This window comes from Rosistilla carotiformis, from assembly GCF_007753095.1.
GTDB lineage: Bacteria > Planctomycetota > Planctomycetia > Pirellulales > Pirellulaceae > Rosistilla > Rosistilla carotiformis.
The window spans coordinates 1,361,966-1,377,841 of the sequence record NZ_CP036348.1; the positions used below are offsets into that span (position 1 = coordinate 1,361,966).

A 15,876-nucleotide genomic window follows, 5' to 3' on the forward strand; every position below is an offset into this window, starting at 1 on the left:
TCGCAGCGGTCGTTCCGATAACGAAGAGGATGCACGCCCGGTGCCCAACGTGTCAGGTCGCGTGGATTGTTCGCCGTTGAGATTCATTGGGGGTGTCGGCTGGACAGCGTCCAGTGAGATTTCGAGCTGATTGAAGGTCGTGATTCCCATGGCAACTGTGTGTCGCCCAATTGTATTGATTCAGATGTTGGTGGTCTTGGCGGTGGCCGGTGCGACGCTAGCCTGGGCGCAAGGTCAAGCGAGCCCGGTGCGGTCCAATCCGTTGGTCGTCAGCGAACCCGATGCGGGTAGCATCTTGGTTGATGATGTGCCCGATCGCCAAAGGCCGATCGTTTCGCCTCCGGCTGCGCGATCGGAACCGACGGTCACCCCCCAGCGTTTGCCTCCTGTCAACGATTTGCAGACGCCGCACGCCGTGGTCCCTCACCGTTTGGAAGGCGAGTACTCGATCCGCAAGCAGTCCGGTGCGGATTCGGGGATCAATCAAAAGCCGATTCCAGCGATCGAACGGACCGACGCCCAGGAAACGCTGCCACCACCACCGGCGGTCGAAGTTCCCGCAATCCCCAGCCGCCGTAACCGGTTCGCTGAGGATGTGTTGCCCCCGAGTCGCCAGATTGAAACGCCGCAGCCGCAGATCGATGAGCCCGTCGAACCACGGCAACCCGATCCGACCTGGGATAAGCCACGTGTCTATAGCGATATGTTGCCTCAAGTCTTGCGTTCGGGTGAATCGAATGACGCGCTATCGAATTCCGCCGAATCGAACGCCCCGCCGATGCGTGCCGATCCGATCGGCAAGGCGACGTTAACGCCGTCGTCGCAGTTTGGCGATTCCAGTGTGCCGCTGCCCGCCAAGGAACGCGTGATTCAGGAACCGGTGGGAGATTTCCCGTTGGCAAGTCCCGTGGGGGCCTCGCTGCCGTGGTCGCCGTGGTGGCAAACGCAAGTGCAAACGGGCTGCCACTTGGATGATCCCCAGAAGGTGGCTGTCGATTTAGACCAATTGATCACGATCGCGATGCAGCATTCGCCCCTCTTGGAAATCCTCCGGCTCGATGGAACGGTTCCGCAGCACGGCGGTTCGGATCTGTCTTGTTTGACGCTGCGTTACAGTCGCCCTTCCCCGCCCGGTTGCGATCCGACCTTGAATTCCGAGCTGGTTTTTGTCGCCCGCCACCGCACCGCGGCGTTTCGTGGCGACACCTGTGCGAAAACCGCGGATATGTTGCTGCAGATCGCCGACGCGTATTGGAACGTTTATCGTCTGCGGGGACTTGTTGCGATCGGCCAGCGGCATCATGACGCAGCGCTCGCGTTATATGAGCAATCGTCACGGCAGTTCGCTTCGGAGCACGATCGCCAACGGTTCGTGATGGTCGAAGCGACGATCCGCCAACGCCGCGCGGATGTGAATTCGAAGCGGATCGCGCTGAAGCAAGCTCAGAATGAATTGGCGTTTTTGGTCAGCGTTCCCGGCTGGCAAAATGAGATCGAACTGATGCCGCAGGACGTTCCTTGTGAGTGTGATCTACAACGCAACGAGACGCAGGAATTGGAACGTGCGTTGGTGCAGAGGGCCGAAGTGCGAGCAGCGATCGCTCGGCTGGAGTCTTATGGTCCAGCTGCGCAGCATCAATTAGTGAACTCGCGGATTCCAACGTTGCCCACAGCGGGCGCCCAGGCGTCGCAAGAGCTGGAGGCGGTGATGGATCTTGTCCGCTTGGATGTCAAAGACGCGATGCTGAAGCTGCGTGGGAATTTCGCTCAGATGCGGCTCGAAGCCGAAACGGCGGAGAAGGTTGCTGAGGAGTTGGCCGTGATTGGTGACGGCGATGTTGCGGCGAAGCTCGAAGCCCAAGACCGTTTGCAAACGGCCGAGTCGAATTACATCACCGCCCTGACCCGGTACAACGTCGCCATCCTGCAACTGCGTCGCGCGAACGGTTTGCTGTTCGTCGAAACGCCGCTGTAGCGCGATCGCGGTGCCGGTCGGGCCCGTTGCAGATCAATTGTCCAAATGTTCGGCAGCCTCCCGCATTTTTTCGATCGCAACCGATTGGATTTGACGGATACGTTCGCGGGACAGTGACATCGTCTTGCTAACTTCCAATAGCGTCTTCGGGCTTCCGTCATCCATTCCGTAACGCAGTTCGACGACGCGGCGTTCCCGCGGCAGCAGTGCATCGAGCACCGACTGCACCGTCTGGTCGAACTCCTCACGCTGCAACCGCGAACTCGGGTCGCTCGCCTGCGATGGATCGGGCAGCATTTCGGCGATCGATTGTCGCTGCATCGCCATGCTGTCGTCGATCGAGACCATCTCGCGCATCGCTTCGATCGCGCGGCGGGCGCTATCGACCGACTGCCCCGTCAGCTTCGCCAACTCTTCGATAGAGGGTTGACGTTCGTGCGCATGCACGAACAGCTCGCTCGCCTGACGGACGTTGCGGACACCTGCCAGAACGGCGGTCGGAATTCGAACCGCGCGGGCGTGCATCGTGACGGCGCGGGAGATCGCTTGCCGGATCCACCATGAAGCGTAAGTGCTGAAGCGGAAGCCGCGGTCGGGATCAAACTTTTCAATCCCTCGCATCAACCCAGCGTTCCCCTCTTGGATCAGGTCGGAAAATCCGAGCCCGCGGCCCCGGTAGCGTTTCGCAATGGGGACCACTAGCCGCAAATGGTGGGTGACAAATTCCCGCTTCTGCCGTAGCAACGATCGACGTAGCGCTTTGACGCGGCGTCGATTGGTTCGCAAGGCGGGGCTCTTTTTGCCGCGTGTCGCCGTCTCGTACGCCTGTTCGAGCACCTCCAGACGCAGCGGCAGGTCGTTGACCAACCGGCGACAGACGCGAATGCGATTGCGTACTCGATGTTGAGCGGCGGCGCGTCGTTTTGGGGGCGTTCGCTGCGAGTCGATTATTTTCTGATCGAGCTCGTTTTCATGATCGAAGCGAAGCAGTGACTGTGTCGCCACGGGCAGTGCGCGTCGCAATAACGCGACACGTGTCCGATCGTGAGGCGCGACGTCGATGATCGCATCGATGCGGTGATTGCTTTGCGTTGCTTCGTTGAAGACGCCAGCGATCGCCGCGATGATCGAGACGTCGGCAAGCATCGCGCGGCGGTACGCATTGCGAGTCCGCTTGATCCGCTGCGTTGCCCGAACCTCTTCTTCAGGAGTTAAAAGATTAGTCCGCGAGACCGCTTCAAAATATTCAGTCACCCCTTCGCTATCGTTGGGGAAGTGTCGTTTCGAGAGCATCGGCGACCGGTTCATCCAACCGCCACCGCCTTGTTGGTTTGTTTTTTCCATGATATCGCCTTTCCAAATCAAGTTGGCAGAGCCAAGTGCAAGGCGACAGAGGTGCAATCGGCATGCCGGAAAGCGAAAATCGCAGCCCTTGAGCATGGGGCGGAGGCGTTTCAGCTCGATTTGAGGGTTGGGGCCCGATCGACAATCGTCGGTGGGAAACCGTACTCCTGGCAGAGTTCGAAGCCCCTCAAAGGTTTCGGTTTAGCGAAAGCGAAGGCGAATCGGCAGGCTGGCTGCTAGGGCAAGGCATGCCAGCGGTATCAGGCGTCGATTGCCAGGGCTTCGTCGATTGGCGTGGGGGATGGTTGGGTGAAGCGGCCGATGATGGCGGGGATGCTGTAGCTGGCCACTGGGTAGACAAAGCAGACTTCGAAGGTGCCCGATCTCGGTTGCCCAAAGTCGTAATTGGTCATGAGGGTCCAGAAGCTGAGGCAGAGCAAAGCCAGTAGGACGAGCGTCGCCAGCGGCCACCGATAGGTGCGATGGCAAAACGAGGAACACCCCAATAACCAACCCGCTGTCCCGCCGACACACAGGATTGTCATCGCTGTCAGATCGCGCTGCGATGGGGCGAGTTGTTTGAAGAGCGTGAACAGCACGGCAATGCAAGTCGTGAGGATCAACAGGCCGCGAATCGAATACTGGGATCGCGCTGCCGGATTGGGATCGTTTGCCAGCCGCCAGGCGGGAAAGCCCGCAGCAAAACTCAGCAGCCAGGCAAGCATCGCCGACGACAAAAAGAAGGGTGCAAAAAATTGGACCGTGTCGCCGCCCAAGACCGACGAGGTTGCCGTCGAAAACAAAATGGTGACGGCAAACAATATCAAGCGGAGCGGTAGGTGTGGGCCCTTGGCCAAGCAGCAGGTGGCGACGGTCGCATTCCAGCTGACCAGCATGCCAATAAATGCAAAGATGAACCAAGAATTGGGGTCTCGGTTTTGGATCGCACCGGACACGATGCCCATCGCGAGGATAACCGCTCCTAAGAAGGCGATCGCTGCGACGGTGCGAGACGAACAGATGGGGCGTGTCGCGAGCGGCGTGGAATCATTGCCATGGTCCATTTGCATTTGCCTGGTTCGTAGCGCGTGGTGCGAAGTGGCGACGAGAGCTTTTCTGCCACAGGTCTAGTTCTGATCGCGTGGACTCTCCTGGAACGGTTCCCAACGCTCGTCGGCGATCGCCACCGCGACGACTTCAACTTCGCTACTGCGAGCCACCTCGGCGACTCCCACGATTCCCAGCCCTTGGTTCGTTTCGACGAATTGTGTCGCTTTCTGGATCCCGTCGACAAACAGCCCCGTCGCCAGCGCGTCCGATTCGGCGGCGACTTTCGCGATCAGAGTCAGCGACAGCAGATCGCCGCCGGGCCAGCCGGTTCGCGGGTCGATCATGTGGCCGAGTCGTTGGCCGCGATAGTGGAAGAACTGTTTCCCCGAACCGCTTGTCGAAAGCGATTCGTTCTGCAGCCACACTCGGCCGAGCTTGCGTTGCGGGCGGATCGGATGGCTCAGCGCGATCGGCCAGCCCGGTTCCCCAGGCCGCCGGCTGCCGCGGGCCACGATGCTGCTCTGCCCGCCATGGATCAGGAAGTTTTCTACGCCCGAGGTGACCAGCATCGCAACGGCTTGGTCCAGGGCGTAACCTTTGCCGATCGCCCCGAGGTTGATCCGCATCCCCGGCTGTTTGAAGCGGATCGTTTGCTGGTCGGCGTCGAGTTCCAAGTTTTGGTATCCGACAGCCTGTAGCGCCGCGGCAAGTTCTTCGTCGCTCGGCTTGCGTCCGCTGCGGTTGGTGAATCCCCAAGCGTCGACAAGCGGCCCGGCGGTGATGTCGAATGCGCCGCCGGTCGCTTCGGAGATCGCGACCGCTTGTTGGACGATCTTGAAGAGGTGCGGATCGACGCGGACGGGCCTCTCGGCAGCTTCGCGGTTCAGCTTGGAGATGTCGCTGTCGGAGCGATAGACGGAAAAGATTCCTTCGAGCGTGCGAATCCATTCGAGCGCTTCCAACGCGATCTCCGGCGCCTCGCGATCGACGTCGGCCGGCATCAGCACCTCAAACTCCGTCGCCATCGCGGGGCGGATGACCGAGATCAGTTCGCCGGGGCGGGCGATGCTGGGAGAGTTTTCCGAAGGAGAAGCCGCGTTGTTCAAGGGATTGGCCGCTGAGTTGGATTTGGGGTGGAGGACGTTTTTATTTTAGTAGCTTTTGCAGGCGGTAGGCATAGCCCGCGTGAACGGTTGGCCCGCCGGTCTGTCTATTGTCGATAGACTTGCTTTTGCTTTGCCGGGTCGCATGCGGGACTCGAATCGGCGATAAAGGAAGCCTTGCGCGGCGGCGGTATATGCGCAGGAGGGTTCGCGACGGCGTCGCGAGGCCACGGGGTGCGAGTTCACCGGAGACGCGCCCCGCACTCAACTGGTTAAAAACTTTTACAGCTCTTGGATCGATAGGATTGGAATGAATACGGCGCAGCATGATTTGGTTGTCTTGGGCGGTGGACCCGGTGGATACGTGGCAGCGATTCGCGCCGCTCAGCTGGGAATGAACGTCGCCTGTATCGACGAAAATGAACGCTATGGCGGCACCTGTCTCCGCGTCGGCTGTATCCCCAGCAAGGCGTTGTTGGAATCGAGCCATCTGTATCACGACGCCAAGACGTCGTTCTCCAATCACGGTCTGAAGATCGGCGACGTCGAGTTGGATCTGCCGACGATGATGAGCCGCAAAGAGAAGGTCGTCGACACGCTGACCGGCGGCATCAACATGCTGCTGAAGAAGAATAAGGTGACGACTTATAATGGCCGCGGCCGCTTCATCAGCTCCGACACAATCGAAATCGAAGGCAAGTCGCCCGCTCGCGTCAAAGCGGCCAAGACGATCATCGCCGTCGGATCGCGGCCGATGTCGTTCCCGTCGATCGAAGAGGATGGCGTGCGGATCGGCAACAGCACGATGGCGCTCAGCTTTCCCGAAGTCCCCGAGCGGTTGGTTGTGATCGGCGGCGGCTACATCGGGCTGGAACTGGGGAGCGTTTGGAATCGACTGGGCAGCAAGGTCGTCGTGCTCGAAGCGTTGGATCGCATCCTGACCGGGATCGACAGCGAACTGGCGTCGATCGCCAAGCGGACCTTCACGCGGCAGGGCTTGGAATTCAAGATGTCGACGTTTGTCGAATCGGCCAAGGTCCAAGGCGATCTGTGCGTGATCAAGACCAAGGCGGGCGAGACGATCGAAGCCGATCGCGTGCTGCTGGCGACCGGCCGCGTTCCGTCGACCGACAAGATCGGATTGGATGCTGCGGGCGTCGCGACCGACAAACGCGGGTTCCTGGAAGTCGATGCCAACTACCAAACCTCGGTCCCGGGGGTCTACGCTCTGGGCGATTGCATCGGCGGCGCGATGCTGGCTCACAAAGCGATGGAAGAGGGTGTCGTCTGCGTCGAGCGGATGACCGGCATGGGGAGCCACTTCAATTACGATGTGATCCCGGCGATCGTTTATACACATCCCGAAATCGCTGCGGTCGGCAAGACCGAAGAACAGTTGAAGGAAGCGGGGATCGAATACAAGAAGGGAATGGCTCCCTACGGTGCCAACGGCCGTGCTCACACGCTGGGCGAGACCGAAGGCCGCGTGAAGGTCTTGGCCGACGCCAAGACCGACCGCGTGTTGGGCGTTCACATCATCGGCGCTCGAGCGGGCGATCTGATCGCCGAAGCGGGAGCGGCGATGGAATTTGGTGCCAGCGCCGAGGATATCGCTCGCTGCTGCCACGCCCATCCAACGCTCTCCGAATCGTTGCACGAAGCGGCACTGGGCGTCGACGGCCGCGCCTTGCACACCTTTTAAGTGAGCGTGCACAGTTTGTTTTTCGGTTGATCGGCGAGGCTCTCTGCGGGCCGCGCCGATGGAAGCGCGGGGCGATGCCCGCGCGGTTAAACTAGAAAAACACTGTGCTGCTTGATGTGCTTAAGCATTTGGGGCGGGAAGCGTTCGAGCTTGCCGCCTCGCCGATCGCCGCGAATCGTTTGAGCTAACCGACCTGCGTTTTTAATGCCAAATTCCACAACCGAAGCGATCGGCCATCTGGCCAACTACCCTTGGTTGTTGTTGGCTGTGGTGTTGCTGCCGCTGGTGATCGTCGCGTTGGTTCGCAAGACCTATCCCAGCCGGTTGTGGATCGGGTTATTGATCATCCCGGCGGGGCTCAGTCTAGCGGTGACGCTGACCGACGCTTGGGCTTACGCGGTGATCGCTGTCGACGCGGTGATCCTGGTTGTCGGCTTGGTCGACTATCTCATGTTACCCGGATCGCGCGGCCTGACGGCTCAGCGGCAATTGGTTCGAACCGCGTCGATCGGTGCGCCGACGTCGGTCGATCTGACGGTCATCAATCGCGGGCCGCGGTCGCTTCGCGGCAGCGTGCGGGATGATCTTCCCGAAGGGTTTCTCAGCAGTCCCGAACAGCATCCGTTGACGCTGCCGTCGCGCAGCCAGTTGACGTTTCGGCGTCGATTGACGCCGATGCGTCGCGGCGTGGCGGAGCTGACGACGGTCTATCTGGAAGTCGTCAGCGGGCTGCGGTTGTGGCGGCGGCATATCGAATTGCCGTGCGAATCGAAGCTGAACGTCTACCCCGACATGAAGCAGTTGAGCGATTACGCCTTGCTGGCGCGGCAGGATCGACTGAGTCTGATCGGCGTGCGGCAGTCGCGACGGATCGGCCAGGACAACGATTTCGAGCGGTTGCGAGATTATTCCCGCGACGATAATTATCGGCACATCGATTGGCGGACGACCGCGCGGCGGAACAAGCTGACCGTTCGCCAGTTTCAAACCGACCAATCGCAACGGGTGATCTTCATGCTCGATTGCGGGCGGATGATGACCAACGAGCACGACGGGATGACGCTGTTGGATCACGCCCTCAATTCGTTCCTGATGATGGCTCACGTCGCACTGGCTCGCGGCGACGCCGTCGGCATGCTCTGCTTCTCCGATCGAATCCACGCCTACATCCCGCCTCGGACCGGCAAGGCGCAGATGAATCGGCTGCTGCAGGCCGGCTTCAACCAGTTCCCTCAGCTGGTCGAATCTCGTTTCGATAAGGCGTTTTTGTATCTCTCCAATCACTGCAAGCAGCGATCGTTAGTCGTGATGGCGACCAATGTGATCGACGAGGTGAACGCTGGTCAGGTGACCGATTACCTGTCGAATCTCGTCGGCAAACATCTGCCGCTGGGGATCCTGTTGCGTGATCATCAGTTGTTCGACGCGGCCGATCATCCGTCAAACGATCCGCAGCGACTGTATCGGGCGGCGGCGGCGGCGGAGATCCTGTGTTGGCGGAATCAGGTGATCCAGGACATGAAACACGCCGGCGTGCTGGCGATGGACCTGTTTCCCGAACAGATGACCGCTCCGCTGGTAAACCAGTATCTTGAAATCAAAGCCAAGCACCTGCTGTAGCGGCGGTTCTGGTGGCTCTGCCGATCCGACAACGGCGAGTTACCGTCAATCCCCTGCCCCGACGGGTTGTTTCGGTGGTGACCTTCCCGGCCAGAGGATCGCAAGTAAAATGCTCGTCTAGATCGTTTTCACCGGACGCGTTCCGGATCCTCCCAGCATTTCAAAAACGCCTCAAAAGGTCACTAAATTGTTACGTTCGCACACATGCGGCCAGCTTCGGTCGCAGGATATTGACACTGAAGTCACACTTTGCGGTTGGGTTGAAAGCACGCGGGACCACGGCGGTGCGGTCTTTATCGATCTCCGCGATCGCTACGGAATCACCCAAGTGGTTGTTGGCCCCGAGTGCGGTCAGGCGGCTGTCGACGCCGCCGGGCGGCTTTCGAACGAATCGGTGATCAAGGTCGTCGGGACCGTCGCGGCGCGGTTGGAAGGGAAGCACAACGACAAGCTGGCAACCGGCGATATCGAGCTGCGAACCAAGGATTTGGAGCTGCTGAACAGCTGCCAACAGGCTCCGTTTGTTCCGTCGCAGCAAGATCTGCCGGGCGAAGATCTGCGACTGAAGCATCGTTATTTGGATCTCCGTCGGACCAAGATGCTCGACACGATGGTCCTTCGCAGCCGGATCATCAAGCTGATGCGCGACTATTTCGCCGATCGCGACTTCATCGACGTCGAGACGCCGATCCTGGGCCGCAGCACTCCCGAAGGTGCTCGCGATTACCTGGTTCCCAGCCGCGTGCATCCCGGCGAATTCTACGCGCTGCCGCAATCGCCTCAGCTGTACAAGCAGATCTTGATGGTCGCCGGCTTCGACCGCTACGTGCAGGTTGCCAAATGTTTCCGCGACGAAGATCTTCGCGCCGATCGCCAGCCGGAGTTCACGCAGTTGGACCTCGAGATGTCGTTTGTCGACATGGACGATGTGATCGGGATGATCGACGGTCTGGTCAGCGTGGTCGCCAAGGATGTGTTGGGGATCGACGCGCCCGCCAAGTTGCCACGGATGACGTGGGACGAAGCGATGACCAAATACGGAACCGACGCTCCCGACCTGCGGTTTGGGATGGAGATCGTCGACATCAGCGATATCGCAGCGAACGTGGAGTTCCGCGTCTTCCGTGGTGCCGTCGACGCCGGGGGCAAGGTCCGCGGCATGAACGCCAAGGGAGCCGCGTCGAAATATTCGCGGCGTCAGATCGATGAGCTGACCGAATACGTCAAGCAGGACTTTGGGGCCAAGGGCTTGGCTTGGTTCCGCGTCGAAGACGATGGATCGCTCTGGTCGCCGATCAGCAAGAATCTGGAAGCGGAGCAATTGCAGGCGATCGGCCAGCGGTTGGAAGCCGAGCCGGGCGACTTGTTGCTGTTCCTTGCCGATTCGTGGGAGGTGACCTGCCGCGGTTTGGCCGGTTTGCGAAAGCGATTGGGTGCGGAACTGAAGCTGTACGATCCCAAGGCGATGAGTTTTTCGTGGGTGATCGAGTTCCCGATGTTCGAACACGATGCCGAAGAGGACCGTTGGGTCGCGATGCATCATCCGTTCACCGCACCGCGGACCGCCGATTTGCCGATGCTGAAAGAGGATCCGGCCGCTTGCCGAGCGATCGCTTACGATCTGATCATCAACGGCAGCGAAGCTGGCGGCGGAACGATCCGGATCCACGATTCGGGGATCCAACAACAGGTCTTTGATCTGCTGGGGATTTCGCCCGAACTGGCGAAGGAGCGATTTGGGTTCCTGTTGGACGCGCTGCGTCTGGGGGCGCCACCGCACGGCGGGATCGCGTTGGGAATCGATCGCTGGGTGATGTTGTTCGCCAATCTGGACAGCATCCGCGACTGCATCGCGTTCCCGAAAACGCAGAAGGCATCGGATCTGATGACCGAAGCACCAAGCGAAGTCGACAAGAAGCAGCTGGAAGAGCTGTATTTGCGAACGACTCCGCCAGCCAGCAAGCAGCAAGCTTAAGGCTGCATTTGACGGCGGGCCAGCAGATGACGCTGCTGGCCGAAGCGGTCATATTCACGCTGAGCGATCGCGGCGAGATCGCTCGGCAATTCGCCGATCGCGCGGCGGTAATAATAATCGGCTGCCTTCAGGTGGCCTTCTTGCACGCATCGCCGGGCGTCGCGGACCAGCTGTTTCGCTGCCTCGACCGGATCGATCGGTTTCGGCGGGACAACCTTGGCCGCCGCGTTTTCTTTGGCCTTCTGTTGGCGCAGGAACTCCGCCGGTTCGGCGCCTAGCAATTGACGATCCATCTCGGCCAAGTCGATGATCTGAACGTGGGCGCTCATCGTGCCGCGAGAGATCGAGCGGCCTGTCGATCGCGAACCCCAGCCCGAGTTGCGGCTGCTTTCAGCCGACCGGCCGATGCTGCCCAAATGAGCCGATCCGCCGTCGGGAACCAAGACCGATCCCGAATACTGAAACGTGTCAAACGTCGGCAGCATGACGACCTGCGCGGGGCAGGTGTTGGCGGCGAGGATCGTCGCGACGACGGTCAGGATCAAGATCCGCATCGATCGGCTCCGTTGGTTCGCGAGGATCAGCCCTCATCCAGGAAAAGGTAAGAGGGATTCGAAAGCAGATACCACTCTTTCCAAGCTTTGACGGCCGCGTCGACTTGTTTGGGCGTCGGGTCGTCGGGCAGGCCAAAGCCTTCGAAACGGCGGCTGACAAAACGCAAGCCATTACGCGCTTCGCGTTGCACCGTTTTGTCGGGGTCGGTCAGAGCGAAGATCAGCGTCGGCACGATGTCCATGTCGCTGCTCTGCCCCAGCATTCGAGCCGCCGCGCGGCGGGTCTTGTAGGGGCCGCCTTTGACCATTCGCTTCAGCCGCTTCAATTGGTCGGCTCGTTCCTGCGGATCTTTCGACAGGATCAGCGAATCGTAGATCGCCTTGTCGTCGACATCGTCGCCACCCTGTTCGAGCAAATCGAGCATTCCGCCAACGCTGCCCGCCTTGGGAGCATCGATCAACTGGCCCCCCTTGGTCTGCATCCCCTTGGTACTTTTGGGAAGGCCGTACCCGCCCTGCATCGTCCCGGTACTCAGCTGGCCAATGGCTTTCTTCGTGCTGCGAATCAGGAACAGAACTGCGAAGGCAGTGTTTTCGCTCGGAGAGAGGTGAGGCGACATGCCTGCCTTGCGGGCAGCTGCTCCTCCGAACCCTCCGTCGGGGTCTTGGTGCCGTTTTAAATCTTCGACGCCCTGGTTGTACCAGGCCGGCTCGTTTTCATATTCGCCGCGCGAGTTCTCGACGAAGCTCATAAACCGCTCGTGGGCGTAGAGCGCGTAGTAGTAAAAACCCAGTGAGTTAGGGAAGTTTGAGAACTTAAACGCTGTCTTGTTGTAAAAGTTCATCGAGCGGCCCACGGCCGTTTCGATCATGGGGGGCTTCAGTTGCGATGTTTTTACCGCAGCGGCCGACTGTTCGGACTTCTCGTCGTGGATCGCCAACGCGGGGGGCAATCCACTGTCATTGTCGATTTTCTGCTTGCGACGCGCCCGGTCCTTGTAGAAATCAAAAAAGTCGCCTGCGATCAACAGACTACCTGCGCACGCGGACGTCAGTGACAACCGCGTTCGTTCCTGCTTGACCAATCCGCGGTTGCCGATGATTCCAAAATAGCCCCACATTCCCGATGGATCTTGCGTTTGCAGCAGGTAGATCGCCAGCCGTTCCATGATTTCCGGGGGGACTTCGAAGCCCGCCTTTCGTAGCGACCACATCGACAGCACCGCATATTGGTTCTGCGAATTGTCCCCTTCGGGGCCATTGGGGTACCCGAAACCGCCGTGTGGCTTTTGCAACCCCAAGTAGTAGCGGGACATCCGCTCAATCGCGGATCGGTGCTTAATCGGGTCGACATCGATCAACAGCAGCATTGCGAACGCGCCGGCGTACGACATGTAGTGGTCGACCGATTTCGCTTTCGTTTGTTTTTCGATGTATGCCACTGCGGCTGCCACACCCTCGCGGACCAGCGGGTCGTCGGGTTCGTGATTCACCTTGTAGATGGCATAGGCCTTCAACATTTTGGCACCTTCCTCGTGGTGCCCATGTTCCTTCTCTTGCGAACGCAGGAATGCGATCCCGCGATCGATCATGCGGACCACATCTGGATGTTCAGGCGAATATGCAGACGCTTCCTGAGTGGAAGTCGTTGCCAAAACGACTACCATGACCACCAGAGTGAAAGCCCAAGGTTTCCGAACCATTCGTTTCAGATTGGGTAACAGCATTAACGTCAAACCGGAATGAGATTTCTGCAGCAGGTACATCAAAGATTGTTTAGTATAGCATTCCAGGCTTGCTGGAGGCAAAAGGGCACGGAGTTGACGCACCTGTGAACCGCCATTTGACCGTCGCTCCCCCAGATTTTCATTTCGAATATGTCCGCAGCGAAAAAGGTTTGTTTTTTAGGTCTGAATGCCTATCCGGCGATTCAAGGTAGATCGGGAACAACGGTCGGGGGGCTCGAGTCGGGGATGTGGACGATTGCTAGGACGCTGGCTTGCGCTAGCGACGACTTGGCGATCTCCATCCTTTTGAGCGAATCGCGACGACCAGCCAACGCGGTCGTGGATCATGTCGAACTGCATACCATCCTGGACCCGCTCAAAAGCATCCGGCTTCAGGTGTCGCAGAGTCTGAACCTGCAAGCTCTCAAGCAGGTTCGCGTTCGGTCCTTGTTGCGATTGGCGTGGCAGGTTCCCTTGCTCGCTGTCACCCGTCCGTTTCGAGATCGTCGTCCGATAGCAACCCACATCGCGGAGCACATTCGCCAAATCGAACCGGCTATCTGTTTGGTGTTTGGGACGGGCAGCGACCAACTGGCTTGCATCCGCGCAGCAAATGAAATCGGGGCAAAGTCGATCGCATGCATCGTTTCCAACGCGGACGCTCCCTCCTTTTCTGACGACATGCAGGTCACCGCACGCAATGAATACGGGGAGACCGTGCAAGCCCGTCAGGAGACACTTCGCCTCGCCTCGGCAATCATCTGTCAAACTCAGTGGCAGCAGGATCAGGTGCGGAGGACGTTGAACCTTGAAGCCCATCGCATCAAAGGGGGCATCACGATTGACCGCTGGGCCCCGTTGAAGCCACGCATGCATTCCAAGGGGCCTGTGTTATGGATCGGCCGGTACGATACTTGGCACAAGCGGCCTTGGTTGTGCTTGGAGATTGCGAAACGATGCCCCGAGCTGCAGTTTGAAATGATCCTGAACCCAGGAAGCGTGATTGTTGAACAAGAGCTTCGCGAGGCGGTGCCCGACAACGTGAAGATTCTTGGTTTCGTGCCCTACGCCGAGATGCCCCAGCGCTACCACAATGCCTTAGCCTACTTATCAACAGGGGCAGCCGAATTTGAAGGCTTTCCGAATGTGATTCTCGAGTCTTCTGCAGCGGGCACCCCGATCGTTTCCCTCGAAGATTTCGACGGCTATCTTTCGGCGTCCGGAGCCGGTTGGGGGACCGACAACGACCTCGACGTTGCCGCTCAGCGGCTTCGCGAACTCAATGAGAATGCTGCGACCTGGCAGCGCTGCTCCGAAGCAGCCCAGCGCTGGGTGCGTTCAGAGCACTCGATCGGTATCAATAGCGAACGCTACAAAGAACGGATCGATCAGCTGCTCGAGGAAGCTTCGTAAAGAATTGCGAAAGCGGGACAAGGTTTTCCTGGCGGCTACGATTCGTCACCGAGGCAGTAGAGTCTTTCCTGGCGACCGTTCTCACCCTCGACTCCCACACGCATGTAGATTCGGCTATCGTCGATAGCAGGAGAGGCAAAGCAATCGGTGCCTAGGTGGTTTTTGGCAACTTCTTTGAACTCATCGGGGTTGGCTTCAAAAACGGTCGTGTCCCCCACAACATTGGTCACATAGATCAGCCCGTTGCAGGTCCAAGGGGACGCGCTGAAGTTTTTCCCCAAGCGTTTCCTCCAGCACTCCTCTCCAGTGGACGCTTCCCAACAATACGCGATGCCATTGTCGGTGACCGCGTACAGGTATCCTTCGACGTACAAAAGCGAGGGTTCGTAGACCTTCACCTGATTCGTCCAGATCGTCGTCCCGAGACGATCTAAACAGATCGTCTCGTTCCCAGGGACGCCCCCCGACGCAAACGTGTAATCGCCACCACAAATCATCGTTCCGCAGGTGACATCACATTCGGAGTGAGCGACCCAGTTGATCTTCCCTGTTTCGGGGGCGTAGCTGGTGATTCCCTCTCCTCCGCTGATCAGCAGCTGAGCATCCCGGTCCTCACCGAAGAAGCAAACATTGGCGGACGAATACGTGTTGTGGGCACCGCGGTCGGTGCGCCAGACGACCTCGCCCGAAGCACCGTCGATGGCGACGATGTTTCCGCCGCCGTTGTTGTCCGTTGGGCAGATGACGAGTGACTTGTAGAGCACGGGGGAGGCGCCAAAGCCATTTCTCGACTGAAACTTGCTCACGTCGGTTTGCCAAAGCAACGTTCCATCGAGTCCCAACGCCGAGAGAACAACCTTCGCATCGTTCAAGAACACTGCGAAAATTTGCTTGCCGTTGCAGGCCAGCGTTGAATTTGCCTGGCTGCTTTTTTGATGCAACTGGCTCTCGTCGACAAAGTTCCCCTCGTGGATGACGCGACTCCACAGCTCACGACCATCGGAGCGATCATACGCGATCACGAGCTGCCGTTCCTGTTCCTCCATCGCCGTCGGCAACACCACCATGTTGTCAACAAGAATCGGAGATGCATGCCCAAGGCCAGGCAAGTCTCTCGCCCAGAGAACATTTTGGTCCTCTCCCCATGAGGTGGGCAAAGGCTGGTCGGGGGCGTGTCCTTCCATGCCCGGTCCACGAAACGACCCCCAAGCGGCCGTGTGCGGAAGCTCCACGATTGGAACGTCCTTTATTTCAGGCAACTCGGAAACGACTTTTTCAGGGGCGCGTTTGCATCCCCCCTGACTCGCAGCCAGGAGAGTCGCGGCAATCAAGGAAGCAACCCGGACGTTCATCATCTCCACTCTCCACGCCACAACTCCCTAAAGTGAGAGACGTGGTATTATACGCTTCGAA

The 15,876-nt window shown here is 59.2% G+C and carries 11 protein-coding genes; 5 read left to right on the forward strand and 6 right to left on the reverse strand.

The genetic code is table 11. From position 1 onward, the window contains the following. Positions 1–148: 148 nt before the first annotated feature. The gene (locus tag Poly24_RS05085) at positions 149–1,975 is read left to right on the forward strand and encodes a TolC family protein (protein WP_145091401.1); all 1,827 of its coding nucleotides are present in this window, start codon (positions 149–151) and stop codon (positions 1,973–1,975) included. A gap of 33 nt (positions 1,976–2,008) precedes the next feature. Here Poly24_RS05085 and Poly24_RS05090 read toward each other — a convergent pair whose 3' ends face one another. From Poly24_RS05090 to Poly24_RS05100, 3 genes are all read right to left on the reverse strand, one after another. Then, the gene (locus Poly24_RS05090; protein WP_197452335.1) at positions 2,009–3,319 is read right to left on the reverse strand and encodes a sigma-70 family RNA polymerase sigma factor; all 1,311 of its coding nucleotides are present in this window, start codon (positions 3,317–3,319) and stop codon (positions 2,009–2,011) included. Between the two features lie 260 nt (positions 3,320–3,579). Beyond that, positions 3,580–4,389, reverse strand: coding sequence for a hypothetical protein (locus tag Poly24_RS05095; RefSeq protein WP_145091407.1), 810 nt, complete (start codon positions 4,387–4,389; stop codon positions 3,580–3,582). A 57-nt stretch (positions 4,390–4,446) separates the two neighbouring features. Beyond that, positions 4,447–5,475 carry an FAD:protein FMN transferase gene (locus tag Poly24_RS05100; protein ID WP_145091410.1) on the reverse strand — a complete coding sequence of 343 codons (1,029 nt, stop codon included), beginning with the start codon at positions 5,473–5,475 and terminating at the stop codon, positions 4,447–4,449. Between the two features lie 307 nt (positions 5,476–5,782). Between Poly24_RS05100 and lpdA the strand changes: the two genes are divergently transcribed. The 3 genes from lpdA to aspS all read left to right on the forward strand — a co-directional run bounded on the left by lpdA (position 5,783) and on the right by aspS (position 10,769). Further along, positions 5,783–7,174, forward strand: coding sequence for a dihydrolipoyl dehydrogenase (gene lpdA / locus Poly24_RS05105; protein ID WP_145091412.1), 1,392 nt, complete (start codon positions 5,783–5,785; stop codon positions 7,172–7,174). Positions 7,175–7,378: 204 nt separating this feature from the next. Beyond that, positions 7,379–8,794: a DUF58 domain-containing protein gene (locus Poly24_RS05110; protein WP_145091414.1), complete on the forward strand. Its 1,416-nt coding sequence runs from the start codon at positions 7,379–7,381 to the stop codon at positions 8,792–8,794. Between the two features lie 187 nt (positions 8,795–8,981). After that, a complete protein-coding gene (gene aspS / locus Poly24_RS05115; protein WP_145091417.1) occupies positions 8,982–10,769 on the forward strand; it encodes an aspartate--tRNA ligase in 1,788 nt (595 codons plus the stop codon). Here aspS and Poly24_RS05120 read toward each other — a convergent pair. Together Poly24_RS05120 and Poly24_RS05125 are read right to left on the reverse strand one after the other, a co-directional pair. Continuing rightward, on the reverse strand, positions 10,766–11,323 hold the full coding sequence (locus Poly24_RS05120; protein WP_145091421.1) for a hypothetical protein: 558 nt from the start codon (positions 11,321–11,323) through the stop codon (positions 10,766–10,768). The two genes, aspS and Poly24_RS05120, sit on opposite strands and share 4 nt — an antisense overlap. 26 nt (positions 11,324–11,349) lie before the next feature. Further along, positions 11,350–13,026 (reverse strand): HEAT repeat domain-containing protein, encoded by a 1,677-nt coding sequence (locus Poly24_RS05125; RefSeq protein ID WP_145091424.1) that lies wholly within the window; start codon positions 13,024–13,026, stop codon positions 11,350–11,352. A 270-nt stretch (positions 13,027–13,296) separates the two neighbouring features. Here Poly24_RS05125 and Poly24_RS05130 point away from each other — a divergent pair, with 270 nt between their 5' ends. Next, positions 13,297–14,463, forward strand: a complete 1,167-nt coding sequence (locus Poly24_RS05130) for a glycosyltransferase family 4 protein (RefSeq protein ID WP_197452337.1) — start codon at positions 13,297–13,299, stop codon at positions 14,461–14,463. 35 nt (positions 14,464–14,498) lie between these two features. On the opposite strand, the gene Poly24_RS05135 is transcribed toward Poly24_RS05130, so the two are convergent. Next, the gene (locus Poly24_RS05135) at positions 14,499–15,818 is read right to left on the reverse strand and encodes an outer membrane protein assembly factor BamB family protein (RefSeq protein ID WP_145091430.1); all 1,320 of its coding nucleotides are present in this window, start codon (positions 15,816–15,818) and stop codon (positions 14,499–14,501) included. Between the last annotated feature and the right edge of the window lie 58 nt (positions 15,819–15,876).

Excerpts from the sequence above, each read along its gene's own strand:
- Poly24_RS05085 (WP_145091401.1), top strand. The coding sequence starts at position 149 with ATGGCAACTGTGTGTCGCCCAATTGTATTGATTCAGATGTTGGTGGTC.
- Poly24_RS05090 (WP_197452335.1), bottom strand. The coding sequence starts at position 3,319 with ATGGAAAAAACAAACCAACAAGGCGGTGGCGGTTGGATGAACCGGTCG.
- Poly24_RS05095 (WP_145091407.1), bottom strand. The coding sequence starts at position 4,389 with ATGCAAATGGACCATGGCAATGATTCCACGCCGCTCGCGACACGCCCC.
- lpdA (WP_145091412.1), top strand. The coding sequence starts at position 5,783 with ATGAATACGGCGCAGCATGATTTGGTTGTCTTGGGCGGTGGACCCGGT.
- Poly24_RS05110 (WP_145091414.1), top strand. The coding sequence starts at position 7,379 with ATGCCAAATTCCACAACCGAAGCGATCGGCCATCTGGCCAACTACCCT.
- Poly24_RS05120 (WP_145091421.1), bottom strand. The coding sequence starts at position 11,323 with ATGCGGATCTTGATCCTGACCGTCGTCGCGACGATCCTCGCCGCCAAC.
- Poly24_RS05125 (WP_145091424.1), bottom strand. The coding sequence starts at position 13,026 with ATGGTTCGGAAACCTTGGGCTTTCACTCTGGTGGTCATGGTAGTCGTT.
- Poly24_RS05130 (WP_197452337.1), top strand. The coding sequence starts at position 13,297 with ATGTGGACGATTGCTAGGACGCTGGCTTGCGCTAGCGACGACTTGGCG.
- Poly24_RS05135 (WP_145091430.1), bottom strand. The coding sequence starts at position 15,818 with ATGATGAACGTCCGGGTTGCTTCCTTGATTGCCGCGACTCTCCTGGCT.